Genomic DNA, 24,202 nt, shown 5'->3' on the forward strand with positions numbered 1-24,202 from the left:
ATGGGCCCCTGGGGCCCACACCCGGGCGCGGTCCTTGTTCGCGCAGCGCGTACAAGCTGCGCGGGGCCGTCCCGTCGTGCTGTGCACCCGGAGCAGGGGTGCCGGCACACAGAGCGACGACTGTCGGTGCGGCGTGCTGCACTGGCGGTTGGTCCGGATGCGTCCGGATGTGACCGATGAGACAGAACTTCACCGAGGAGAGTGCCGCGTGAGTGCCGAAACGACCGTGCCGTCCGCGCTGCTGGCCGGCGACGACGGTTCCAACTACACCGCGCGGCACCTGCTCGTCCTGGAGGGCCTGGAGGCCGTCCGCAAGCGCCCCGGCATGTACATCGGCTCGACCGACAGCCGAGGCCTGATGCACTGCCTCTGGGAGATCATCGACAACTCCGTCGACGAGGCGCTGGGCGGTTACTGCGACCGCATCGAGGTCCTGCTGCACCCCGACTCCTCGGTCGAGGTCCGCGACAACGGCCGCGGCATCCCGGTCGACGTCGAGCCCAAGACCGGGCTGTCCGGCGTCGAGGTCGTGATGACCAAGCTGCACGCCGGCGGCAAGTTCGGCGGCGGCTCCTACGCAGCCTCCGGCGGTCTGCACGGCGTCGGCGCCTCGGTCGTCAACGCGCTCTCCGCCCGACTGGACGTCGAGGTCGACCGCAGCGGCCACACCCACGCGATCAGCTTCCGCCGCGGCACCCCCGGCATCTTCACCGAGGCGAGCCCGGACGCGCCCTTCGAGCCCGCCAACGGCCTCAGCCGGACCCGTAAGGTGCCGAAGACCCGCACCGGCACCCGGATCCGCTACTGGGCCGACCGGCAGATCTTCCTCAAGGACGCCAAGCTCTCCCTGGAGAACCTGCACAACCGCGCCCGGCAGACCGCCTTCCTGGTCCCCGGCCTGACCATCGTCGTGCGTGACGAGCGCCTCACCGAGAGCGAGCAGGTCGAGGAGTCGGTCTTCCACTACGACGGCGGCATCGCCGAGTTCTGTGAGTTCCTGGCCCCCGACAAGCCGGTCTCCGACGTGCTGCGGCTGCGCGGTGAGGGCACCTTCAAGGAGACCGTGCCCGTCCTGGACGAGCTCGGTCACATGACCCCCACCGAGGTCACCCGCCACCTCGGGGTGGACATCGCGCTGCGCTGGGGCACCGGTTACGACACCACCCTGCGCTCCTTCGTCAACATCATCGCCACCCCCAAGGGCGGCACCCACATCACCGGCTTCGAGCGCTCGCTGGCCAAGACCGTCAACGAGGTGCTGCGCGCCAGCAAGCTGCTGCGCGTCGCCGAGGACGACATCACCAAGGACGATGCCACCGAGGGCCTCACCGCGGTGGTCACCGTCCGGCTCGCCGAGCCGCAGTTCGAGGGCCAGACCAAGGAGGTGCTCGGCACCTCGGCGGCCAACCGGATCGTCGCCGCCGTCGTCGCGAAGGAGCTCAAGGCCTTCCTCACCTCGGCCAAGAAGGACGAGAAGCTGCAGGCCCGGGCCGTGCTGGAGAAGGTGGTCGCGGCCGCCCGCACCCGGGTCGCCGCCCGCCAGCACAAGGAGGCCCAGCGCCGGAAGACCGCGCTGGAGACCAGCTCGCTGCCCGCCAAGCTGGCCGACTGCCGCAGCGACGACGTCGAGCGCAGCGAGCTGTTCATCGTCGAGGGTGACTCCGCGCTCGGCACCGCCAAGCTCGCCCGCAACTCCGAGTTCCAGGCGCTGCTGCCGATCCGCGGCAAGATCCTCAACGTCCAGAAGGCCTCGGTGAGCGACATGCTCAAGAACGCCGAGTGCGCCGCGATCATCCAGGTCATAGGGGCCGGCTCGGGCCGTACCTTCGACATCGAGCAGGCCCGCTACGGCCGGGTCATCTTCATGGCCGACGCCGATGTCGACGGCTCGCACATCCGTACCCTGCTGCTGACCCTCTTCCACCGCTACATGCGGCCGATGGTCGAGCAGGGCCGGGTCTTCGCCGCCGTGCCGCCGCTGCACCGGATCGAGCTCACCAACCCCAAGCGCGGCCAGGAGAAGTACCACTACACCTACTCCGACGCCGAACTGCGCTCCACCCTGTTGGAGTTCCAGCGCAAGGGGATGCGCTGGAAGGAGCCGGTGCAGCGCTACAAGGGTCTGGGCGAGATGGACGCCGACCAGCTGGCAGAGACCACCATGGACCCGCGCCACCGCACGCTGCGCCGGATCAACCTGGGCGACCTGGAGCAGGCCGAGAAGATCTTCGACCTGCTGATGGGCAACGACGTCGCCCCGCGCAAGGAGTTCATCGTGGACTCGGCGGCCACCCTGGACCGCTCGCGCATCGACGCCTGATCCCGGCCGTTTCGCGAGGGCCCTCCACCCACGGGTGGAGGGCCCTCGCGCTGTCGGTTCCACCCGGGGTCCACCCCGGCTCCGATCAGCGGGAACCGCCGGATCCGTAGCGTCGGAGAGGTCAGCGACAAGCCTCTCCCCGGGACGGAGCAATCCCATGAGCGAGCGCAGCGAGCGAATCACCGAAAGGCGCGTGCGGGCGAATGCCCCGGCCGAGCGCAGCGAGGTGGCGGCATGAGTTCCGTAGCCAACCTCCTCATGATCGCCGCGGTGGTGGTCCTGGTGGTCCAGCGCCAGATGCGTGTCCAACGCCTGGACACCGAGCGCCGCTTCTGGCTGCTGCCGCTCATCCTGGGTGTGTTCGCGCTGCGCGATCCGCAGATCATCGACCACCAGCACACGGCGCTGTCGGTCGCCCTGCTGGCCGCCGGAATGGTCACCGTGCTCGCGATGGGCGCCGTCTGGGGCTGGACCGTTCGGATCTGGCGGGCCTCGGACGGCACCGTCCTGCTCAAGGGCAGCAAGGCCACCCTGGCCGCCTGGGGCGGCATGATCGCCATCCGGATCGGGCTCTACGCGATCGGCTCGGCCCTGCACGTCCACCAGGCGGGCAGTGCGCTGATGCTCGGCATGGCGGTCCTGCTGCTGGTCCGCTCGCTCGTGGTGAACTGGAGGGCCCGGACGCTGGAGCCCGCGCAGACCACCCCTGTCCTGCACTGACCCACCGCCGTGAGCACCGAGGAGGCACCCGTGGCCGGGTGGTACTGGACCCGCTGGCCGTCCCGCGAGGGGCTGGAGCGCGAGGCCGAGAGCCGGCCGCGGCGGGTCCTCACCGTGCTCGGCCGGCTCGTCCTGCTGGCCGTCGTCAGCTGGGGGACCTTCTCCGACGGGAGGTACTCCGGCTGGGCCGTGGTGGCCGCGGCGGCCGGATTGGCTGCGGCCGTCGCGTTGTGCACCCTCTACCTCCAGGCCAGCCGGGAACAGCGCCCGGCGGCCTCGTACCTGCTGGCCGCCGCCCTGGTCGGCGCCGCCTGGCTGGCCGACTGGGGGCGGGCCCACACGCTCGCCGACCTGCTCTGGATCGGGCTGGCCGTGATCGCCCTGGTCCGGCTGCCGCCCGCGCCGGCGCTGTTCACCGCGACGGCCGCGCTGGGCTCGTACACCGCGGTCTCCTGGGCGAGCTGGCTCAGCGTCGCCGCCACCGTCGGCGGGGTCACCCTGCTCGGCTTCCTGCTGCGGCTGGACACCGAGGCGCGCGGGACCGCCCGCCGGCTGCTCACCCAGGAGCGTGCCGCCCGGGCCGCCGAGGCGGAGAGCGCGGCGCTCGCCGAACGGGCCAGGATCGCCCGGGAGATCCACGACGTGCTCGCCCACAGCCTCTCCGCGCAGCTGGTCCACCTGGAGGCGGCCCGGTTGATGCTGGACGCCGGGACGGACCGCGAGCAGATCCGCGAACGGGTCGTCGCCGCTCGGCGGATGGCGCAGGACGGCCTGGCCGAGACCCGCCAGGCGCTGTCCGCGTTGCGCGGGGAGCTGACCCCGGTCGGGGAGTTCCTGGTGGAGCTGACCGAGCGCGAGCGGGCCGTGCTCACCGTCACCGGTACGCCCCGGCCGTTGGCCGCCGAGGCGGGCCTCGCGGTGCGGCGCACCGCGCAGGAGGCGGTGACCAACGTCCGCAAGCACGCGCCGGGTGCCCGGTGCACCGTCGAACTGCGCTACCTGGACGGGGCGGTGGAGCTGGAGGTGCGCAACACCCGGGCGCCGCGCGGCGAGTCCTCCGGGGAGCTGGCCGGCAGCGGCAGCGGGTACGGTCTGCTGGGGATGCGCGAACGCGCGGAACTGCTCGGCGGCACCCTGCTGGCGGGCCCGGAGGACGGAGGGTGGCGCGTGTTGCTGCGGGTGCCGGCATGACCGGGGTGGTTACCAGAGTGCTGGTGGCGGACGACCAGACGGTGGTGCGCGAGGGCATCGTGATGCTGTTGGGGTTGCTGCCCGGTATCGAGGTGGTCGGCGCGGCGGCGGACGGTGAGGAGGCCGTCGCCCTGGTGGAGCGTCATCACCCGGACGTAGTGCTGATGGACCTGCGGATGCCGCGGGTGGACGGTGTCGAGGCGACCCGGCGGATCCGGGCCGCCCACCCGGAGACCGAGGTCGTGGTGCTCACCACCTACGCCGACGACGACTCGCTGTTCCCGGCGCTGCAGGCCGGGGCGCGCGGCTACCTCACCAAGGACGCCGGCGGCGAGGAGATCGCGAAGGCCATCGCGGACGTCCGGGCGGGCGCGGCCGGTCTCTCGCCGCAGGTCCAACGCCGGCTGCTGGAACGGCTTTCGGAGAAGCCGGCCCAGCCCGCGCCGGCCGCCGAGCGGCCCGCCGCCCGGCCCGGGGGGCTGCCGGACGGGCTGACCGTGCGGGAGGCCGAGGTGCTCGCGCTGATCGCCGAGGGGCTCTCCAACGCCGAGATCGCCCAGCGGCTGTTCGTCAGCCAGGCCACCGTGAAGACCCACATCAACAACCTGTTCGCCAAGACCGCGGTACGGGACCGGGCGCAGGCCGTCGCGTACGCCTTTCGACACGGAATCACCGGTATGCAGCAGTAGTCCGATGAGCGTCCGTCAGATGATCGATCACCTTATCGAGTGAAGGCATCTGCGATGGTCAGAGGCGGTGTTCGGCGGCCCCCATGATGGTTCGGGTCAGATCGCCCGGCCCGGCCCAGGAGCAGCAGTGCCACAGCAGCAGACCAGCAGTCCCGGCCAGGGGCAGCGATTCGAATGGTGGGCCGTTCCGGCCGCCGCCACCGCGTCCGAGCCTGCTGTCGGGTTCCGCCGAACGGCCGTACCGGCCCAGCCGGCGCCGGTCGGCACCACCCCCGTTCAGCCCACAGCCGCCGCGGCCGAGCCGGTGGCCGCGCCAGCCGTCCCGCACCGGCAGGAGCCGGCGCCGGAGAGCACCACCGACAGCACCGAGGTCTACCGAACGGTCCAGGCCGGCGCCGCCTTCCAGGACATCCGCCGCAGCTACCGGGCATTCGTCTTCCCGGTCAGCGGCGCCTTCCTCGGTTGGTACCTGATGTACGTCGCCGCCGAGGCCGCCGCCCCCGGCGTGATGCGCACCGCGGTGGCCGGCCCGCTCAACGTGGCCTGGCTGCTCGGTCTGCTGCAGTTCGCCACCACCTTCCTCCTCACCTGGCTCTACGCCCGCAACGCCCGGACCAAGCGCGACCGCGCCGCCCTGGGCCTGCGCTGGGACACCCAGGACCAGCTGCGATGACGACCCTGATGACCGCGGTGACGACCACCGCCACCCCGCCGCCCGTCGCCCCCACCGGCGACCATCACAACCTGGCGATCGTGCTGTTCGCCGTCATCGTCCTGGTCACCCTCGGCATCACCCTCTGGGTAGGCCGCCAGGGCAATGCCGCCGAGGACTTCTACGCCGGCGGCCGCGACTTCACCCCGTTGCAGAACGGCTTCGCCCTCTCCGGCGACTACCTCTCCGCCGCCTCCTTCCTCGGCGTCGCCGGGCTGATCGCCCTGTACGGCTACGACGGCGTGCTCTACAGCATCGGCTTCCTGGTCGCCTGGCTGGTCGTGCTGATGCTGGTCGCCGAACTCGTCCGCAACGCCGGCCGGTACACCCTCGCCGACGTGCTCGCGCTGCGGCTGCGCCATCGCAAGGTGCGCGCGGCGGCCGGCGGCGCCAGCGTCGTGGTCACCCTGCTCTACCTGGTCGCCCAGATGGTCGGCGCCGGCTCGCTGGTCGCCATGCTGCTCGGCACCAACAGCTCCCAGGCCCGGACCTGGACCATCATCGCGGTCGGCGCCCTGATGATCGTCTACGTCACGGTCGGCGGGATGCGGGCCACCACCTGGATCCAGATCGTCAAGGCCTTCCTGCTGATCGCCGGCTCGGTGCTGCTCACCGTGCTGCTGGTGATCCGCTTCCGCGGCGACCTGTTCGAGCTGATGCGCCAGGCGGCCCAGCACAGCGGCGTCGGGCAGCGCTACCTCGAACCCGGCCTGAAGTACGGCGCCACCCTCACCAGCCGACTGGACTTCTTCAGCCTGGGCCTGGCCCTGGTGCTGGGCACCGCCGGCCTGCCGCACATCCTGTCCCGCTTCTACACCGTGCCCACCGCGCGGGCCGCCCGCCGTTCCACGATGTGGGCGATCGGGCTGGTCGGCGGCTTCTACCTGATGGCCATCGCGCTCGGTCTCGGCGCCACCGCGCTGGTCGGCTCGGACGAGGTGCGGCACGCCAACTCGGCCGGGAACACCGCCGTTCCGCTGCTCGCCCTGGTGCTCGGCGGCGGCAACGGCAGCACCGGCGGGGTGGTGCTGTTCGCGCTGATCTCGGCGATCGCCTTCGCCACCATCCTCGCCGTGGTCGCCGGGCTGACCCTGGCCTCCTCGGCGGCCTTCGCCCACGACATCTGGGCCGGGGCCTGGCGCGACCGCCCCCGGCGCGGCCGTCCGGACGAGGTCACGGAGAAGCCCAGCGAGCAGCAGGAGGTGGTGGTCGCCCGGTTCGCCGCCGCAGGGATCGGTGCGGCCGCGATCGTGATCAGCCTGTTCGCCCAGCACCTGAACGTCGCCTTCCTGGTCGGCCTGGCCTTCGCGGTGGCCGCCTCCGCCAACCTGCCGGTGCTGCTGTACAGCCTGTTCTGGTCGCGGTTCACCGTCCGGGGCGCGGTCTGGTCGGTGTACGGCGGGCTGGTTCCGGCGATCGTGCTGGTGTTCTTCTCCCCGGTGGTCTCCGGCACCAAGGCGGCGCTGTTCCCCGGCGTCGACTTCCACTGGTTCCCGCTGGAGAACCCCGGCATGATCTCCATCCCGCTCGGCTTCCTGGCCGGCTGGATCGGGACGCTCACCTCGCCCGAGCCCGCCGACGCGGACCGCTTCGCCGAGCTGGAGGTGCGTGCCCTCACCGGTGCGGGCGCGGCCTAGGGTCTGCCCTGAGCGCCGTGCCCCGGGGAACCCCGGCGGGCCTGGGGCCGCCGGGGTTCCCCCATGTCCGCGTTCCCGGCAGGGATCCGGGAGACAGGCCCTACGCCCTGGCGGCCAGCCCGTAGCGGTGTTCCGGGCGGCCGGTCTCGCCGTAACGCAGGGTCAGCCGCAGCCGGCTGTCCCGTTCCAACTGCTTGAGGTAGCGCTGCGCCGTCGAGCGGCTGAGCCCGGTGGCGTCGGCGACCTCCTGGGCGGACAGCGGCCGGCCCGCCCGGCGCAGCACGCCCAGCACCAGGTCGGTGGTCGGTGCCGAGTGCCCCTTGGGCAGGGCACCGGCCGGGGCGGAGGCGCTGCGCAGGGTCGCGAACAGCCGGTCCACCTCGTCCTGGCCGGCCTCCCGGGCCGGTGCGGCCAGTGCGTGCCGCAGCTGCGCGTAGGAGACCAGCTTCTCCCGCAGTCCGGCGAAGGTGAACGGCTTGACCAGGTACTGCAGGGCGCCGTGCTGCATCGCGGCGTGCACGGTGGAGACGTCCCTGGCGGCGGTCACCATCATCACGTCGCAGGCCACCTGGCGTTCCCGCAGCCGGCGGACCAGGGCCAGGCCGGTCTCGTCCGGCAGGTGGTGGTCGAGCAGCAGCAGGTCCACCGGGCGGCGCTCCAGCGCGGCCAGAGCCTCCCCGGCCGAGTGGGCGGTGCCCGTCACTCGGAAGCCAGGCACCTTGGCCACGTAGGCGGCGTGCACGTCGGCGACCCGGAAGTCGTCGTCCACCACGAGTACGTCGATCATCACGCCTCCACGAGCTGAGTGGTGAGCAGGGCCTCGGGCAGCTCGACGGTGAACCGGGCGCCGCCGAGCGGGCCGGAGTCGAGCACGATCCGGCCGCCGGTCCGTTCGACCAGCCGTCGCACCATGGCCAGGCCCAGCCCGCGTGGACGGTGCGCGGGTGCGTCCTTGCTGGTCCACCCCTCCTCGAAGACCTGCTCGCGCAGCTCCTCCGGTACGCCCGGGCCGCTGTCCGCGACCTGCAGCAGCAGGGTGGAGCCGGCCGCGGCCAGCGTCACCTCCACCCGACCGCCCGGGTCTGCCCGCGGCGCCACCGCGTCCACCGCGTTGTCGATCAGATTGCCGAGCACCGTCACCAGCGCCCGGGCGTCCATCACCGCATCCGGCAGGTGGGCCGCCGGGGCCAGCACCAGCCGTACCCCGCGCTCGTCGGCCACCGCCGTCTTGCCCGCCAGCAGGGCCGCCACGTGCGGGTCCTGCACCTGTTCGGCGATCCGGGCGGCGACCGCGGCGTGCGAGCCGGACTGCTCGGAGATGAAGGCCACCGCCTGCTCGTGGCGGCCGAGCTCCAGCAGGCCGAGCAGGGTGTGCATCCGGTTGGCGTGCTCGTGGTCCTGGGCGCGCAGCGCCTCGGTCAGGCTGCGGGTGGTGTCCAGCTCGCGGACCAGCGACTCCAGCTCGGTGCGGTCGCGCAGCGTCACCACCGCGCCGCCCTCGGCGGTGACCATCCGGTTCACCACGAGGACCCGGTCGTCCCGGACGGCCGGCAGGTCGGCGCCGGTGATCCGGCCGGTCAGCACGTCGGTCAGCCGGCCAGGCGGCAGTACCTCGGCGATCGGGCGGCCGGTGCAGTCCTCGGGCAGGCCGAGCAGCCTGATCGCCTCGTCGTTGGCCAGCCGGATCCGGCCGCGCTCGTCCAGCGCCACCATGCCCTCGCGGATGCCGTGCAGCATCGCCTCGCGTTCGACCAGCAGCGCGGAGATGTCGGCGAGCGCGATGTTGTGGGTGCGGCGCTTGAGCCGGCGGGCCAGGGCGAGGGTGGCGATCGTACCGGCGGCCAGGCCCGCTCCGGCGCACAGCAGGATGCCGGTGAGCATCTTCAGCAGCCGGCGGCGGATCGAGTCGTCACTGATGCCGACCGACACCTCGCCGACGATCCGGCCGTCCGCCATCCGCAGCGGCACCTTGCCGCGGGCGGTGCGGCCCAGGGTGCCCTGCTGGATGGCGGTGACGCTGCGGCCGTTGAGGGCGGGCTCGGGGTCGGTGCTGACCCGGTGGCCGATCCGGCCCGGGTCGGTGTGCGAGAGGCGGATCCCGTCCAGGTCGGTGACCACCACGAAGCTGGCGCCGGTGGCCAGCCGGATCTGCTCGGCGTTGCGCTGCGCGGCCACCACGTCGCGGGTGTCGGCGGCCCGGGCGATGGTCTCGTCGGCGGCGGTGGCCTGGGCGATGGACAGCGCGCGCTGCATCGCGTCGTGGTCCAGCTCGCTGCTGACCGGGGCCAGGAACAGCCCGGCGGTCACCGTGGTGACACCGACGGTGACGACGGTCTGGCTCAGCAGCAGTTGCGCGAAGACCCGGCGGGGCCAGTGGGGGAGCTTCATCCGGGCCTCCTCTCGGCGGCTGCGGGGCGGCTGCGGGGCGGTGCGGGGCGGTGCGGGCGGGGGGTTGGGACACCCTATGTTTCCGCCGTGTTTCTGTCAGCCGCGTCCCCGCAGTTGTAGCGGAAGCAAAACGAGCAGAACACCCCTCAATGCGGAGAAGTCGCACTACGCGAAGAAGGCTCCCGCTGGGGCCGGGCCCGCTCCTACCTTTCCGGGGCAAGCACTGACCCGGGAGGAACGCATGACCAATACCCCGGCGATCGAGCTGACCGGCGCGACGAAACGCTTCCGCACCCCCTCCGGGGCCCTGCACACCGCCGTCCGCGATCTCGATCTGACCGTCGCCCAGGGCGAGTTCGTCGCCGTCGTCGGCCCCACCGGCTGCGGCAAGTCCACCACGCTGACCCTGGTCAGCGGCCTGGAGGAGCCCACCGAGGGCGAGGTCCGGGTGTACGGCGAGCCCGTGCGCGGGATCGACCCGCAGGTCGGGTTCGTCTTCCAGCAGGACGCCGTCTTCCCCTGGCGCACCGTGCTGTCCAACGTGATGGCCGGGCCACGCTTCCGCGGCGTGCCGGCCGTCGAGGCCAAGGAACGGGCCCGGGACTGGCTGGGCCGGGTCGGCCTGGCCGCCTTCGAGGACCGCTACCCGCACCAGCTGTCCGGTGGCATGCGCAAGCGGGTCGCGCTCGCCCAGACCTTCGTCAACGACCCGGCGATCCTGCTGATGGACGAGCCGTTCTCGGCGCTGGACGTGCAGACCCGCGCCCTGATGTCCGACCAGCTGCTGGAGCTGTGGGCCGGGACCGGTTCCTCTGAGAACGCGGCGTCGGTCGTCTTCGTCACCCACGACCTGGACGAGGCCATCGCGCTCGCCGACCGGGTCGTGGTGATGACCGCCGGGCCGGCCACCGTCAAGGAGGTCTTCACGGTCGACCTGCCACGACCGCGCACCGTGGAGGCCGTCCGGCTGGAACCGAGGTTCGTCGAGCTGTACCGAGAGATCTGGGCCTCGCTCGGCGAAGAGGTGCGCATCACCCGGGAGAGAGGAGTGGGTCGTGCCGCTTGAGACCGCGTCTGGGACCGCGTCGGCCGTGGCGGGAAGGCCCGCGGCCGCCACGACGAGAACCGAGGCCCGTGAACGGGCCGCCCGCAACCGGAGGTTGGGCGTCTACGGAGCCCGGATCGGGGTGCTGCTGGCCTTCCTCGGGTTGTGGGAACTGTGCGCCCGGACGAACGTCATCGACCCGTTCAACTTCTCGCAGCCGTCGAGGATCTGGGACCAGATCTGGCAGTGGGTCAGCCACGGCACCGCGCAGGGCTCACTCGGCGAGCAGATCGGCTACACCCTGTACGAGGCGCTCACCGGCTGGGTGCTCGGCGTCATCGGCGGTGTGCTGCTGGGCATCGCACTCGGCCGGATCCGCTTCCTGGCCGATGTGTTCGGGCCGTACATCAAGGTGCTCAACGCCATCCCGCGCATCGTGCTCGCCCCGATCTTCCTGATCTGGTTCGGCCTCGGCCCGGCCTCCAAGGTCGCCTCCGCGGTGGTGCTGGTGTTCTTCCCGGTGTTCTTCAACGCCTTCCAGGGCGCCCGCGAGGTGGACCGCAACCTCGTCGCCAACGCCCGCGTCCTCGGCGCCGACAACCGCAAGGTCACCCTGCAGGTGGTCATCCCCGCCGCCACCACCTGGATCTTCACCAGCCTGCACGTCAGCTTCGGCTTCGCGCTGATCGGCGCGATCGTCGGCGAGTACATCGGCGCCACCAAGGGCCTCGGCCTGATGGTCGCCGCCGCCCAGGGCACCTTCAACGCGGCCGGGGTGTACGCGGCCATGACCATCCTCGCGGTCGTCGCGCTGGTGACCGAGGGGCTGCTGACCTACGCCGAGAAGAAGCTGTTCCGCTGGAAGCCCGCGGACGCGGGCGACGGCCGCTGACCCCCTTTCCACGTCCGCCAGAGAGGCACCCCCACCATGAGTAGACCAGTCGCCGCCGCCCTCGCCGCCGTCCTGCTCCTCCCGCTCTCCGCCTGCGCCAACGACGCCGCCACCTCCGCCCACGGCGCCGCCGCCCCGGCCGGCCGGCAGGTCGACGGGCCCAAGGTCAAGATCATGGTCGGCGGCCTGGACAAGGTCATCTACCTGCCCGCGATGCTCACCCAGCGGCTCGGCTACTTCGCCGACGCCGGCGTCAACGTCGAGCTGATGAGCGAGCCGGCCGGCGTCAACGCCACCACCGCGCTGCTGGCCGGCGACGTCCAGGGCGCCGTCGGCTTCTACGACCACACCATCGACCTGCAGGCCAAGGGCAAGCACGTCGAGTCCGTGGTGCAGTTCGCCCAGGCCCCCGGCGAGGTCGAGCTCGTCTCCGCCAAGCAGGCCGACGCGATCAAGTCCGGCGCCGACTTCAAGGGCAAGAAGCTCGGCGTCACCAGCATCGGCTCCTCCACCGACTTCCTCACCAAGTACCTCGCGGTCAAGAACGGCACCGCCGTCAGCGAGTTCAGCCCGATCGCCGTCGGCGCCGGCCAGACCTTCATCGCCGCGCTCCAGCAGGGCAGCATCGACGCCGGGATGACCACCGACCCGACCGTCGCCAACGTCCTCGACAAGGGCCTCGGCAAGATCCTCTACGACATGCGCACCCCCGAGGGCTCGCGCCAGGCGCTCGGCGGGCTCTACCCGTCGTCCTCGCTGTACATGAACACCGAGTGGGTGGAGAAGAACGAGGACACCACCCAGAAGCTCACCAACGCCTTCGTGAAGACCCTCAAGTGGATGTCCACCCACACCCCGGAGGAGATCGCCGCGAAGATGCCCGCCGACTACGCGCAGGGCGGCGCCGAGCAGTACGCGGCGGCGATCACGTCGACCCTGCCGATGTTCACCACCGACGGGGTGATGCCGGCGGACGGTCCCAAGACCGTGCTCGCGGTGCTCGCCGCCTTCCACCCGGACGTCAAAGGTAAGGAAGGGACGATCGACCTGTCCAAGACGTACACCACGGAGTTCGTCGGCAAGGCCGCCGGCTGAGGCCCCGCCGTCGCCGCGGTCCCGCGCTCACCCCCACGGGCGCGGGGCCGCCGTGGCGTCCGGACCCGTCTTCCCGTTCGGACCGTCGTCAGACCCCGCGGACGCTCAGCACGTCCATCCGCGAGGGCGTCCCCGCCGCCTTGCCACAGCTCTCCGGACGCGGCGGCTCGCTCACCGCCTCGATCACGTCCACCTCCCAGGCCCGCCCGTCCCGGTGGATCACCCGGACCAGCCAGCGGCCCTCACCGTCCGGCCGCTGGGTCAGCGTCAGCGCGTCCACCCCGGTCTCGCCGGTCGCCAGCCGCACCGCGTGCTCCGCCGCCTGGCCCGGGCGCTCCCAGCCCGAGCAGCCCCGCGCCCACTCGGGCACCATGTGCCCGGCCGCCGTCGCGGCCAGCACCTCCTTGGCGGTCTCCGGCGTCAGCCGTCCGTACGCGTAGCCGTACGGCAGCACCAGCATCGTGGGGGAGAAGCGGTGCCCGCCCAGGTGCGTCACCTCCCACACCTCGCTGTGTCCGGCCGCCGCCAGCTCCGCCGCGAGCGGACGGCCGAGCAGCGCGCAGCAGCGGTCCCGCCGCCCGTTGGTGCACACCATCGCCAGCGGACCGCCGACGTGCTCCACCCCGAAACCCGTGTGGTCCCCGGCGCCCAGCGCCGCGAAGTCCAGCTCCAGCAGCTCCGCCGGATCCGCCACCTGCGCCCGGCGCACCCAGCCGCGGCCCGGCAGCGTGTGCGCCACGATCACCTCGTGCCGCGACGTCGGCAGGCAGTCCGCGTGCCGGCCGGGCCGCCGGATCAGCGCGATCCGCACCCCCGTCCCCGCCGCGGCCGCGTTCAGCGCCCGCCCCACGGCCGCGTCCAGGTGGCTCTCGCCCAGCGCCTTCGCGCCCCAGGGCCCGTTCTGCTCCAGCAGCAGCCAGGTGGCCGCGACCGCGGCCGTGGCGGTCAGCGGCTCCGAAAGTTCACGCGACACGGTCGCACAGGTGCTCACCCGCGTAAGGCTACCCTCAGCGGTTCGGCCCAGCCCGGGTGCGCCGGAGGGCGGGAGCCCGCAGGCCCCTGCCCTCCGTGCGCCCTGTCCCCGTTACGCCGGGCCGGCGACCACGGCGATCTGGGTGGTCACCGGGGTGCCCGAGCCGTCGCGGCGCGGGTCGCGCTCCGGCAGGTCGACCGGGGCGCCCTTGGCGGTGGCGGCCCGGGCGGGCGCGGCACCGGCCCAGGCGAAGGCCAGGCGGTCCTCACCGCGCAGGAAGCGCTGGCAGCGCACGCCACCGGTGGCGCGGCCCTTGCGCGGGTACTGCTCGAACGGGGTGACCTTCCAGCTGGTCTGCTCGTCACCGGACAGCGTGCCCGAGGCGGCCGCCACCGAGACCACCACCGCGTCCGCGGCCGGGTCCACCGCCGTGAAGGACAGCACCCGGGCGCCGTCCGACAGCTTGACGCCCGCCATACCACCCGCCGGGCGGCCCTGCGGACGGACCTGGCCCGCCGGGTAGCGCAGCAGCTGGGCGTCCGAGGTGACGAAGACCAGGTCCTCCTCGCCGGTGCGCAGTTCGACCGCGCCCACCACCTCGTCACCGTCCTTGAGGGCGATCACCTCGAACTCGTCCTTGTTCGCCGGCCACTCCGGCACCACCCGCTTCACCACACCCTGCACCGTGCCCAGCGCCAGGCCCGGCGAGGACTCGTCCAGCGTGGTCAGCCCGAGCACCCGCTCGTCGGCCTCCAACCGCAGGAACTCGCCCACCGCCGCACCGCCGGCCAGCGTCGGCGACGGCGTCGGCGGCAGCGCCGGCAGGTCGATCACCGGCAGCCGCAGCACCCGGCCCGCCGAGGTCACCACACCCACGTCGGCACGCGCCGTCGCGTGCACCGCCGACACGATCACATCGTGCTTGGAGCGCTTCTCCGACACCTCGAACGGCTCGCCGTCCGCCGTCCGCGCCAGTAGCCCCGTCGAGGACAGCAGTACCCGGCACGGGTCGTCGGCGACCTCCAGCGGCACCGCCAGCGTCGCCGACGGAACCGCCCCCGCCTCCAGCAGGACCGTGCGCCGCTCCGTCCCGAACTGCTTGGCCACCGCGCCCAGTTCGGAGGAGACCACGCTGCGCAGCTTGGTGTCCGACTCCAGGATCTCGGTCAGGTCCGCGATCTCCGCGGTCAGCTTCTCCTTCTCCTGCTCCAGCTCCACCCGGTCGAAGCGGGTCAGCCGCCGCAGCGGGGTGTCCAGGATGTAGGCCGTCTGCGTCTCCGACAGCGAGAAGCGCTCCATCAGGCGCTCCTTCGCCTGCTGGGCGTTGTCGCTCGACCGGATGATCGCGATGACCTCGTCGATGTCGACGAGCGCCACCAGCAGACCCTCGACCAGGTGCAGCCGCTCCTCGCGCTTGCGCCGACGGAAGTCGCTGCGCCGGCGCACCACGGTGAAGCGGTGGTCGACGTAGACCTCCAGCAGCTCCTTCAGCCCGAGCGTCAGCGGCTGGCCGTCCACCAGCGCCACGTTGTTGATGCCGAAGGTCTCCTCCATCGGCGTCAGCTTGTAGAGCTGCTCCAGCAGCGCTTCCGGCACGAAGCCGTTCTTCACCTCGATCACCAGCCGCAGCCCGTGCTCGCGGTCGGTCAGGTCCTTGACGTCCGCGATGCCCTGCAGCTTCTTCGCGTTGACCAGGTCCTTGATCTTCGAGATGACCTTCTCCGGGCCGACGTTGTACGGCAGCTCGGTCACCACGATGCCCTTGCGGCGGGCCGTCACCGACTCCACCGTCGCCGTCGCCCGGATCTTGAAGGTGCCGCGGCCCGACTCGTACGCGTCCCGGATCCCCGACAGGCCCACGATCCGCCCGCCCGTCGGCAGGTCCGGACCGGGCACGAACCGCATCAGCGTGTCCAGGTCCGCGCTCGGATGCTTGATCAGGTGCCGGGCCGCCGCCACCACCTCGGACAGGTTGTGCGGCGGCATGTTCGTCGCCATGCCGACCGCGATGCCCGTCGCGCCGTTCACCAGCAGGTTCGGGAACGCGGCCGGCAGCGCCAGCGGCTCCTGCTCGCTGCCGTCGTAGTTCGGCCCGAAGTCGACGGTGTCCTCGTGGATCGACTCCACCATGGCCATCGAGGCGGCCGTCAGCCGCGACTCGGTGTAGCGCATCGCGGCCGGCGGGTCGTCGTTGCCCAGCGAACCGAAGTTGCCGTGCCCGTCGATCAGCGGCAGCCGCATCGAGAACGGCTGCGCCATGCGCACCACCGAGTCGTAGATCGACGCGTCACCGTGCGGGTGCAGCCGACCCATCACCTCGCCCACCACACGGGCGCACTTCACGTGCGCGCGGTCCGGACGCAGGCCCATCTCGTTGGCCTGGTACAGGATCCGGCGGTGCACCGGCTTCAGACCGTCCCGCGCGTCCGGCAGCGCACGCGAGTAGATCACCGAGTAGGCGTACTCCAGGAAGGAGCCCTGCATCTCGTCCACGACGTCGACGTCGAGGATCCGCTCCTCGAAGTCTCCGGGCGGCGGGGTCTGCGAACTGCGGCGGGCCATCGCGGCGGGGCTCCCTTACGTGTCGCTGGCTGTGTCGTCGGTCGGTCGTCGGCCGTCGTCGGTCGGTCGGACAGGCCTTGCCGTCCTGCTTGGCCGCCCTGCCGCCGGACCCGTCAACCGGGCGCCGTCAACAGGGCGCGGCGCCCCCATTGTGGACCCTCCCGCCGACACTCCCGGTCAGCGGCCCTCTTCCGCCCCTGGCGAACGCCCCGTCCGCGCGGACACAAACACGCCCTCCACGCGTTGCACCACAATGGGGGACGCCACACGAACCCCGACATCGACGACGGGAAGGACCCGAGCGCATGGCCAACCCGGCCCCCGCCTCCAGCCGAGGCATCGCCATCACCGAGCACCGCCTGGCCAACGGCCTGCGTGTCGTCCTCTCCGAGGACCACCTCACCCCGGTCGCCGCGGTCTGCCTCTGGTACGACGTGGGCTCCCGCCACGAGGTCAAGGGCCGCACCGGCCTCGCCCACCTCTTCGAGCACCTGATGTTCCAGGGCTCCGCCAACGTCTCCAACAACGGCCACTTCGAACTCGTCCAGGGCGCCGGCGGCTCGCTCAACGGCACCACCAGCTTCGAGCGGACCAACTACTTCGAGACCATGCCCGCCCACCAGCTGGAGCTCGCCCTCTGGCTGGAGGCCGACCGGATGGGCTCGCTGCTCGCCGCCCTCGACGAGACGTCCATGGAGAACCAGCGCGACGTCGTCAAGAACGAGCGCCGCCAGCGCTACGACAACGTCCCGTACGGCACCGCCTTCGAGAAGCTCACCGCGCTCTCCTTCCCCGACGGCCACCCGTACCACCACACCCCGATCGGCTCCATGGCCGACCTGGACGCGGCCACGCTGGAGGACGCCCGCGCGTTCTTCCGCACCTACTACGCGCCCAACAACGCCGTGCTGTCGGTCGTCGGCGACATCGACCCCGAGCAGACCATCGCCTGGGTCGAGAAGTACTTCGGCTCCATCCCCGCCCACGACGGCAAGCAGCCCCCGCGCTCCGGCGAACTCCCCGACACCATCGGCCGCGAGCTGCGCGAGGAGATCCGCGAGGACGTCCCCTCCCGCGCCCTGATGGCCGCCTACCGCCTGCCGCACGACGGCACCCGGGAGGCCGACGCCGCCGACCTCGCCCTCACCATCCTCGGCAGCGGCGAGTCCAGCAGGCTCTACAACCGGCTCGTCCGCCGCGACCGCACCGCCGTCGCGGCCGGCTTCGGCCTGCTCCGCCTCGCCGGCGCCCCCAGCCTCGGCTGGCTCGACGTCAAGACCTCCGGCGACGCCACGCTCCAGCAGATCGACGCCGCCGTGGACGAGGAACTCGCGCGCTTCGCCGCCGAGGGCCCCACCGCCGAGGAGCTGGAGCGCGCCCAGGCGCAGATCGAGCGCGAGTGGCTCGACCGGCTCACCACCGTCGCCGGCCGCGCCGACGAACTCTGCCGCTACGCCGTCCTGTTCGGCGACCCCAAGCTGCTGAACGACGCCCTCCCCAAGGTCCTCGACGTCACCGCCGAAGAGGTCCAGGCCGTCGCCAAGGCCCGGCTCCACCCCGACAACCGGGCCGTCCTCGTCTACGAGCCGACCGACGCTTCCGACGCCGCTTCCGAAGAGGAGGGTGCCGCCGTATGAGCACCGACTACGTCCCCGCGATGACCTTCCACCCCCAGCCCCAGCCCGGCACCCCCAGCCCCTGGGCCTTCCCCGCCCCCGAGCGCTCCGCCCTCGGCAACGGCATCACCGTCCTGCACTGCCACCGGCCCGGCCAGCAGCTGGTCGCCGTCGAGGTCCTCCTCGACGCCCCGCTCGCCGCTGAGCCCGAGGGCCTCGACGGCATCGCCGCGATCCTCGCCCGAGCGCTCAACGAGGGCACCGACACCCTCACCGCCGAGGAGTTCGCCGGCGAGCTCGAGCGCGCCGGCGCCACCCTGGACGCGCACGCCGACCACCCGTGCATCCGGGTCTCCCTGGAGGTCCCGGCCTCCCGGCTGCAGCGCGGTCTCACCCTGCTCGCCGACGCCCTGCGCGCCCCCGCCCTCCCCGCGGAGGAGATCGAGCGCCTGGTCGCCAACCGTCTGGACGAGATCGTCCACGAGCAGGCCAACCCCGCCCGGCGCGCCGCCAAGGCCCTCTACGCCGAGCTCTTCGACGCCGCCGACCGCCTCTCCCGGCCCCGCAGCGGCATCGCCGACACCGTCAAGTCGATCGACCGCGCCGCCGTCAAGGCCTTCTACGAGACCCACGTGCGCCCGGCCACCAGCACCGTCGTCGTGGTCGGCGACCTCACCGGCGTCGAGCTGCCCGCCCTGCTGGAGAGCACCCTCGGCACCTGGACCGGCTCCGCCGCCGAGCCCTCCGCGCACGCCGCCGTCACCGCCGACGACCGCGGCCGCGTCGTCATCGTCGACCGCCCCGGCTCCGTCCAGACCCAGCTGCTCATCGGCCGGATCGGGCCCGACCGCCACGACCCGGTCTGGGCCGCCCAGATCCTCGGCACCTACTGCCTCGGCGGCACCCTCACCTCCCGCCTGGACCGCGTCCTGCGCGAGGAGAAGGGCTACACCTACGGCGTCCGCGCCTTCGCCCAGCCGCTGCGCTCCGCCGCGGACGGCAGCGGGCGCTCGCTGCTCGCCATCAGCGGCTCGGTGGACACCGCCTCCACCGCCCCCGCGCTCGCCGACACCTGGACGATCCTGCGCACCCTCGCCGCCGAGGGCCTCACCGACGCCGAGCGCGACGAGGCCGTGCAGTTCCTGGTCGGCGTCGCGCCGCTGAAGTACGAGACCGCGGGCTCGGTCGCCGGCACCCTGGCCGACCAGGTCGAGCAGCACCTCGCCGACGACTACCAGGCCGAGGTCTACCGCCAGCTCGCAGAACTGCCCACCGCCGCGGCCACCGAGGCCGTGGTCGCGGCCTTCCCGCCGGACCGCCTGGTCACCGTCCTGGTCGGCGACGCCGCCGCGATCGAGGCGGACGTGCGGGCGCTCGGGATCGGCGAGGTCACCGTCGTCAGCTGACTTTGCTGCCGCCGTCGTCCGGCCCGGTGGAGCCTCCCGCTCCGCCGGGCCGGACGCGTTTTTAAATCCGTTGCGGGGCCGTCCCGTTCCGTGGATAGATGTTCCCCGACGCACAACACGTGCAAACTGCGAGCAGCGAAGGGAGGCGGTCACCATGCGGGTCGAGCGAACCATACGACGACGCTCCCCGAGGCCGTATCTCCCATGCCTCGCCACGGCTGCCTGAGCGCACCCGTCCCCGAACTTCCCCGAGCCGCGCCGGGATTCGCTTTCGCGCGGCAGCTCTCCTTCTGAACTCCCGACCGCTGGAGGTCGTTCAACCATGACGTACACCGAAGTCCCGGGCATCCGGGTGCCGATCCGGATGTGGACCGACCCGGCGACGGTCGAGGGTGCGGCCCTGCAGCAGCTGCGCAACATCAGCTCCCTGCCCTGGCTGCACGGCCTCGCCGTGATGCCCGACGTCCACCTGGGCAAGGGCGCGACCGTCGGCTCCGTCATCGCCATGAAGGGCGCGGTCTGCCCGGCCGCAGTCGGCGTCGACATCGGCTGCGGGATGAGCGCGGTGAAGACCTCCCTCACTGCCAAGGACCTCCCGGACGACCTGTCTCGCCTGCGTTCCAAGATCGAGCAGGCCATCCCGGTCGGCCGCGGCCTCCACGCCGACCCGGTCGACCCGACCAAGCTGCACGGCTTCCGCGCGGCGGGCTGGGACGACTTCTGGCAGCGCTTCGACGGGGTGGCGGAGGACGTCAAGTGGCGCCGTGAGCGGGCGATGCAGCAGATGGCGACGCTCGGCGGGGGGAATCACTTCATCGAGCTGTGCGTCGACACCACCGGCGCGGTCTGGCTGATGCTGCACTCCGGTTCCCGGAACATCGGCAAGGAGCTGGCGGAGCACCACATGGGCGTCGCCCGCTCGCTGCCGCACAACCAGGGCCTGATCGACCAGGACCTCGCGGTGTTCATCGCGGACACCCCGCAGATGGCCGCCTACCGCCAGGACCTCTTCTGGGCGCAGGAGTACGCCAAGCACAACCGTGCCCTGATGATGGCGCTCTTCCAGGACGTCGTCCGCCGCGAGTTCGCCAAGGCGAAGGTCGCGTTCGACGAGGTCATCAGCTGCCACCACAACTACGTGGCGGAGGAGCGGTACGACGGTGTCGACCTGCTGGTGACCCGAAAGGGCGCGATCAGGGCGGGCAGCGGCGACTACGGGATCATCCCCGGCTCCATGGGGACGGGCTCCTACATCGTCCGCGGCCTGGGCAACAAGGCGGCGTTCAACTCCGCATCGCACGGCGCCGGCCGCAAGATGAGCCGCAACGCGGCGAAGAAGAAGTTCACCACGCGCGACCTGGTCGAGCAGACCAAGGGTGTGGAGTGCCGCAAGGACAGCGGCGTGGTGGACGAGATCCCGGGCGCCTACAAGTCCATCGAGAAGGTCATCGAGCAGCAGAAGGACCTGGTCGAGGTGGTCGCGCACCTCAAGCAGGTGGTCTGCGTGAAGGGCTGACCGAAACGGATCGGGGTGCCGCCACAGTGTGGCGACACCCCGATCGGGCGGCTGCGAGGGCTCAGGCCGCGGCCGGAAGCTCGTCGAGGCCCTCCTGGACGAGCTTGGCGAGGCGGTCGAGGGCCTCGTCGGCGCCCAGCGCGTCGGAGGCGAGGATGACCTCGTCGCCGCCCTGGGCGCCCAGGGCGAGGAGGCCGAGCATGGAGGCGGCGTTGACCGGGTTGCCGCCCGGCTTGGCGATGGTGATCGGCACGCCGGTGGCGGTGACGGCCCGGACGAAGATGGAGGCGGGACGGGCGTGCAGGCCCTCGGCCCAACCGATGGTGACGCGGCGCTCGGCCATGAGACGTGCCTTTCCGGTGAAGCTGGTCACGGCCGTGCTCGGGGAGCGGGGGAAACGACCGCGTTGTCTAGACCAGTGTTGCATGCAGGCAACCCCTTCGAGCCGCCGCGTTCGGGACTTGTGATTGTTTCTTTTCGGGGCATAAAGCCCGGCCGATGGCCCTGTCCACCCTGCCGCGAGCACACGACCGGCGCCATTCGCCTCACTGCCGGATAACCTGACGAATGTGGAAGACCCCGCGGTGGCGAACCCCGAGCAACCCGATTATCCGCAGCACTGGGAAGCCGACATCCTGCTGCGTGACGGCGGCACAGCCCGGATCCGGCCGATCACCCCCGCCGACGCCGGGCGGCTGGTGGAGTTCTACGAAGAGGTCTCGGACCAGTCCAAGTACTTCCGCTTCTTCGCCCCCTACCCGCGGCTGTCCGACAAGGACGTCCGCCGCTTCACCCACCACGACTTCGTGAACCGGGTCGGCCTCGCCGTGGTGATCCGGGACCGCTTCATCGCCACCGTCCGCTACGACCGGATCGACGCCGAGGGCCGCCCCTGCGACAACGGCACGGACGCCGAGGTCGCCTTCCTCGTCCAGGATGCCCACCAGGGCCGCGGCGTGGCCTCCGCCCTGCTGGAGCACATCGCCGCCGTCGCCCAGGAGCGCGGCATCCGCCGCTTCCAGGCCGAGGTGCTGCCGGAGAACCGCAAGATGGTGAAGGTCTTCACCGACGCCGGCTACACCCAGCGCCGCAGTTTCGCCGACGGCGTGGTGCGCCTGGAGTTCGACCTCGAACAGACCGACCGCTCGCTCGCCGTGATGCGCGCCCGCGAGCACCGCGCCGAGGCCCGTTCGGTGCAGCGGCTGCTCACCCCGCGCTCGGTGGCCGTGGTCGGGGTCTCCCGCAACCCGCAGACCGTCGGCCGGGCCATCCTGCGGGACCTGCTGGGCGGCTTCGACACCGAGTTCGAGAGCCGGTACGAGCCCAAGGACGAGCCGCGCGCCGTCCACGCGGTGAACCGCAACGCCCCGCCCGGCACCGAGCTGGACGGCGTCCCGGTCCACCGTTCGATTCTGGACATTCCCGAGCCGGTCGACCTCGCGGTGATCGCCGTCCCCGAGGGCGCCGTCCCGGCGGCCGTGGCCGAGTGCGGCGCGCGCGGGGTGCAGGGCCTGGTGGTGGTCACCGCAGGCTACGCGGAGACCGGCCCGGAGGGCCGGGGCCGGCAGCGCGCCCTGGTCCGCCAGGCCCGCGCGGCGGGCATGCGGGTGGTCGGCCCGAACGCCTTCGGCCTGATCAACACCGACCCCGCGCGTCCGCTGAACGCCTCACTCGCCCCGCACCTGCCCGACCGCGGCGGCTTCGGGATCTTCTGCCAGTCCGGCGCGATCGGCGTGGCCCTGCTGGAGGCCGCACACAAGCGCGGCCTCGGCGTCTCCTCCTTCGCCTCGGTCGGCAACCGCGCGGACGTCTCCGGCAACGACTTCCTGCAGTACTGGGCCGAGGACGAGGCCACCGAGGTGGTGCTGCTCTACCTGGAGTCCTTCGGCAACCCCCGCAAGTTCACCCGCATCGCGCGCCGCCTGGCCGCCGTCAAGCCGGTCGTCGTGGTCAAGGGCGCCCGGCACACCGGCAGCCTGCCGCCCGGCCACGCCGTCCCCGCCACCGCCACCGGCCTGCGCGACGCCACCGTGGACGCACTGTTCGAACAGGCCGGTGTGACCAGGGTGACGACCATCACCGAGCTCTTCGACACCGGCGAACTGCTCGCCCAGCAGCCGCTGCCGCCGGGCGACCGGGTCGCCGTGGTCGGCAACTCCGACTCGCTCGGCCTGCTCACCTACGACGCCTGCCTGAGCGCCGGCCTGCGTCCGCACACGCCCGTCGACCTCACCACGGCCGCGACCGGCGAGAACTTCCGGATCGCGCTGGACGTCGCGCTCAGCGATCCCGCCGTGGACGCCGTGATCGCCGTGGCCATCCCGCCGATCGGCACCTCCGCGCACGCCTTCATGGGCGGCCGGCTGACCGGCCCGGGCGATCCCGAGATGGGCTCCGACGACCCGGAGATCGCCACCGCCCTGCTCGAAGCGGGCGTGCGCGCGCGGGAGTTGGGCAAGCCCCTGGTGCTGGCCCACCTGGCCCTGACCGACCTGCCGGTCCGGCTGCGCCCCGGCGGCATCCCGGCCTACGCGGCGCCCGAGCGTGCCGTGCACGCCCTCGCGCACGCCGTGCACTACGCCCAGTGGCGCCGCCGCACCGCCGAGGCGGAGGAGACGGCGCGGGTCCCCGAGCTGGACCGGATCGACGAGCCCGGCGCCCGCGTCCTGGTGGCGAGGGCGCTGAGCACCCGTGCCGCGGTCGCGGCGCGCACCCAGCCCGGCGGCGCCCGGATCACCCTGGCCGAGGCCGAGGCCCAGGAGCTGCTGGCCCGCTACGGCATCGACGTCTCGCCGACGCTGCCCGCCCCGGACGAGGAGAGCGCCGTCCGGGCCGCCGAACGGCTCGGCTACCCGGTGGCCCTGAAGGCGACCGCCCCGCACCTGCGCCACCGCCCCGACCTGGGCAGCGTCCGGCTCGACCTGACCGGCGAGCCGGGCCTGCGCCGCGCCCACCGCGAGCTGGACGCCCTGCTCGGCGGCGCGGCCGGGGCCCAGCTGGTGGTGCAGCGGCTGGCCCCGCGCGGGGTGGACACCGTGATCGGCGCCACGGTGGACCCGGCCGTCGGCGCGATCCTCTCCTTCGGACTGGCCGGCGCCCCGGCCGAACTGCTGGGCGACGTGGCCCACCGCCTGGTTCCGGCCACCGACCAGGACGTCGCAGGCCTGATCCGGGAGGTCCGGGCGGCGCCGCTGCTGTTCGGCTGGCGCGGGGCCGAGGCGGTGGACACCGGCGCCCTGGAGGAGCTGCTGCTGCGGGTGTCGCAGCTGGTGGACGACGTGCCGGAGATCGCCTCGGTCGATCTCGAACCGGTGGTCGTGGCCCCGCACGGACTGGCGATCCTGGGGGCGCGGGTGCGGGTCGCGCCACTGCCCGTCCGCAGCGATCTGGGCCCGCGCGCGATGAGCACGCTGTAACCTTCCTTGGTTGCGCCTGCCCGT

18 protein-coding genes are annotated in these 24,202 nt (G+C 72.4%); 13 read left to right on the forward strand and 5 right to left on the reverse strand.

Going from position 1 to position 24,202, the window contains the following annotated elements; translation table 11 throughout:
• The first annotated feature begins 208 nt into the window (after positions 1–208).
• The 6 genes from ABZW30_RS22715 (at position 209) to ABZW30_RS22740 (ending at position 7,269) form a co-directional block, all read left to right on the forward strand.
• Complete coding sequence (locus ABZW30_RS22715; protein WP_355672974.1) at positions 209–2,320, forward strand: DNA topoisomerase IV subunit B; 2,112 nt, start codon at positions 209–211, stop codon at positions 2,318–2,320.
• A gap of 234 nt (positions 2,321–2,554) precedes the next feature.
• The gene (locus tag ABZW30_RS22720; RefSeq protein WP_355672975.1) at positions 2,555–3,040 is read left to right on the forward strand and encodes a DUF1453 domain-containing protein; all 486 of its coding nucleotides are present in this window, start codon (positions 2,555–2,557) and stop codon (positions 3,038–3,040) included.
• Positions 3,041–3,070: 30 nt separating this feature from the next.
• Positions 3,071–4,231 carry a histidine kinase gene (locus ABZW30_RS22725; RefSeq protein ID WP_355672976.1) on the forward strand — a complete coding sequence of 387 codons (1,161 nt, stop codon included), beginning with the start codon at positions 3,071–3,073 and terminating at the stop codon, positions 4,229–4,231.
• Complete coding sequence (locus tag ABZW30_RS22730; protein ID WP_355672977.1) at positions 4,228–4,920, forward strand: response regulator transcription factor; 693 nt, start codon at positions 4,228–4,230, stop codon at positions 4,918–4,920. The genes ABZW30_RS22725 and ABZW30_RS22730 overlap by 4 nt, the downstream gene beginning before the upstream one ends.
• 127 nt (positions 4,921–5,047) lie before the next feature.
• Positions 5,048–5,593 carry a DUF485 domain-containing protein gene (locus ABZW30_RS22735; protein ID WP_355672978.1) on the forward strand — a complete coding sequence of 182 codons (546 nt, stop codon included), beginning with the start codon at positions 5,048–5,050 and terminating at the stop codon, positions 5,591–5,593.
• A complete protein-coding gene (locus ABZW30_RS22740) occupies positions 5,590–7,269 on the forward strand; it encodes a cation acetate symporter (RefSeq protein ID WP_355672979.1) in 1,680 nt (559 codons plus the stop codon). The genes ABZW30_RS22735 and ABZW30_RS22740 overlap by 4 nt, the downstream gene beginning before the upstream one ends.
• A 100-nt stretch (positions 7,270–7,369) precedes the next feature.
• Here ABZW30_RS22740 and ABZW30_RS22745 read toward each other — a convergent pair whose 3' ends face one another.
• Positions 7,370–8,056 carry a response regulator gene (locus ABZW30_RS22745; RefSeq protein WP_355672980.1) on the reverse strand — a complete coding sequence of 229 codons (687 nt, stop codon included), beginning with the start codon at positions 8,054–8,056 and terminating at the stop codon, positions 7,370–7,372.
• The gene (locus ABZW30_RS22750) at positions 8,056–9,657 is read right to left on the reverse strand and encodes a sensor histidine kinase (protein WP_355672981.1); all 1,602 of its coding nucleotides are present in this window, start codon (positions 9,655–9,657) and stop codon (positions 8,056–8,058) included. The genes ABZW30_RS22745 and ABZW30_RS22750 overlap by 1 nt, the downstream gene beginning before the upstream one ends.
• A 241-nt stretch (positions 9,658–9,898) precedes the next feature.
• Here ABZW30_RS22750 and ABZW30_RS22755 point away from each other — a divergent pair, with 241 nt between their 5' ends.
• From ABZW30_RS22755 to ABZW30_RS22765, 3 genes are read left to right on the forward strand one after another with little or no spacing between them, the layout of a single operon-like run.
• Complete coding sequence (locus tag ABZW30_RS22755; protein WP_355672982.1) at positions 9,899–10,723, forward strand: ABC transporter ATP-binding protein; 825 nt, start codon at positions 9,899–9,901, stop codon at positions 10,721–10,723.
• A gap of 25 nt (positions 10,724–10,748) precedes the next feature.
• The gene (locus ABZW30_RS22760; protein WP_355673010.1) at positions 10,749–11,594 is read left to right on the forward strand and encodes an ABC transporter permease; all 846 of its coding nucleotides are present in this window, start codon (positions 10,749–10,751) and stop codon (positions 11,592–11,594) included.
• Between the two features lie 36 nt (positions 11,595–11,630).
• Positions 11,631–12,689: an ABC transporter substrate-binding protein gene (locus ABZW30_RS22765; RefSeq protein WP_355672983.1), complete on the forward strand. Its 1,059-nt coding sequence runs from the start codon at positions 11,631–11,633 to the stop codon at positions 12,687–12,689.
• 88 nt (positions 12,690–12,777) lie between these two features.
• On the opposite strand, the gene ABZW30_RS22770 is transcribed toward ABZW30_RS22765, so the two are convergent.
• Positions 12,778–13,680 carry a sucrase ferredoxin gene (locus ABZW30_RS22770; RefSeq protein WP_355672984.1) on the reverse strand — a complete coding sequence of 301 codons (903 nt, stop codon included), beginning with the start codon at positions 13,678–13,680 and terminating at the stop codon, positions 12,778–12,780.
• 93 nt (positions 13,681–13,773) lie between these two features.
• On the reverse strand, positions 13,774–16,224 hold the full coding sequence (locus ABZW30_RS22775; RefSeq protein WP_355672985.1) for a DNA topoisomerase IV subunit A: 2,451 nt from the start codon (positions 16,222–16,224) through the stop codon (positions 13,774–13,776).
• A 305-nt stretch (positions 16,225–16,529) separates the two neighbouring features.
• On the opposite strand from ABZW30_RS22775, the gene ABZW30_RS22780 reads away from it, so the two are divergent.
• The 3 genes from ABZW30_RS22780 to ABZW30_RS22790 all read left to right on the forward strand — a co-directional run bounded on the left by ABZW30_RS22780 (position 16,530) and on the right by ABZW30_RS22790 (position 20,762).
• A complete protein-coding gene (locus ABZW30_RS22780; RefSeq protein ID WP_355672986.1) occupies positions 16,530–17,861 on the forward strand; it encodes a pitrilysin family protein in 1,332 nt (443 codons plus the stop codon).
• Positions 17,858–19,246, forward strand: a complete 1,389-nt coding sequence (locus ABZW30_RS22785) for a pitrilysin family protein (protein ID WP_355672987.1) — start codon at positions 17,858–17,860, stop codon at positions 19,244–19,246. The genes ABZW30_RS22780 and ABZW30_RS22785 overlap by 4 nt, the downstream gene beginning before the upstream one ends.
• 322 nt (positions 19,247–19,568) lie before the next feature.
• Complete coding sequence (locus ABZW30_RS22790; RefSeq protein WP_355672988.1) at positions 19,569–20,762, forward strand: RtcB family protein; 1,194 nt, start codon at positions 19,569–19,571, stop codon at positions 20,760–20,762.
• Between the two features lie 61 nt (positions 20,763–20,823).
• Here ABZW30_RS22790 and ABZW30_RS22795 read toward each other — a convergent pair whose 3' ends face one another.
• On the reverse strand, positions 20,824–21,105 hold the full coding sequence (locus tag ABZW30_RS22795) for an HPr family phosphocarrier protein (protein ID WP_355672989.1): 282 nt from the start codon (positions 21,103–21,105) through the stop codon (positions 20,824–20,826).
• A 226-nt stretch (positions 21,106–21,331) separates the two neighbouring features.
• Between ABZW30_RS22795 and ABZW30_RS22800 the strand changes: the two genes are divergently transcribed.
• Positions 21,332–24,178 (forward strand): GNAT family N-acetyltransferase, encoded by a 2,847-nt coding sequence (locus tag ABZW30_RS22800; protein ID WP_355672990.1) that lies wholly within the window; start codon positions 21,332–21,334, stop codon positions 24,176–24,178.
• Positions 24,179–24,202: the final 24 nt, after the last annotated feature.

It is taken from the genome of Kitasatospora sp. NPDC004669 (assembly GCF_040609455.1).
Taxonomy (GTDB): domain Bacteria; phylum Actinomycetota; class Actinomycetes; order Streptomycetales; family Streptomycetaceae; genus Kitasatospora.

What these genes read in the sequence shown, in the direction of transcription:
- ABZW30_RS22755 (WP_355672982.1), top strand. Translation starts at nt 9,899, where the DNA reads ATGACCAATACCCCGGCGATCGAGCTGACCGGCGCGACGAAACGCTTC.
- ABZW30_RS22720 (WP_355672975.1), top strand. Translation starts at nt 2,555, where the DNA reads ATGAGTTCCGTAGCCAACCTCCTCATGATCGCCGCGGTGGTGGTCCTG.
- ABZW30_RS22745 (WP_355672980.1), bottom strand. Translation starts at nt 8,056, where the DNA reads ATGATCGACGTACTCGTGGTGGACGACGACTTCCGGGTCGCCGACGTG.
- ABZW30_RS22795 (WP_355672989.1), bottom strand. Translation starts at nt 21,105, where the DNA reads ATGGCCGAGCGCCGCGTCACCATCGGTTGGGCCGAGGGCCTGCACGCC.
- ABZW30_RS22775 (WP_355672985.1), bottom strand. Translation starts at nt 16,224, where the DNA reads ATGGCCCGCCGCAGTTCGCAGACCCCGCCGCCCGGAGACTTCGAGGAG.
- ABZW30_RS22750 (WP_355672981.1), bottom strand. Translation starts at nt 9,657, where the DNA reads ATGAAGCTCCCCCACTGGCCCCGCCGGGTCTTCGCGCAACTGCTGCTG.
- ABZW30_RS22765 (WP_355672983.1), top strand. Translation starts at nt 11,631, where the DNA reads ATGAGTAGACCAGTCGCCGCCGCCCTCGCCGCCGTCCTGCTCCTCCCG.
- ABZW30_RS22785 (WP_355672987.1), top strand. Translation starts at nt 17,858, where the DNA reads ATGAGCACCGACTACGTCCCCGCGATGACCTTCCACCCCCAGCCCCAG.
- ABZW30_RS22780 (WP_355672986.1), top strand. Translation starts at nt 16,530, where the DNA reads ATGGCCAACCCGGCCCCCGCCTCCAGCCGAGGCATCGCCATCACCGAG.
- ABZW30_RS22730 (WP_355672977.1), top strand. Translation starts at nt 4,228, where the DNA reads ATGACCGGGGTGGTTACCAGAGTGCTGGTGGCGGACGACCAGACGGTG.
- ABZW30_RS22740 (WP_355672979.1), top strand. Translation starts at nt 5,590, where the DNA reads ATGACGACCCTGATGACCGCGGTGACGACCACCGCCACCCCGCCGCCC.
- ABZW30_RS22790 (WP_355672988.1), top strand. Translation starts at nt 19,569, where the DNA reads ATGACGTACACCGAAGTCCCGGGCATCCGGGTGCCGATCCGGATGTGG.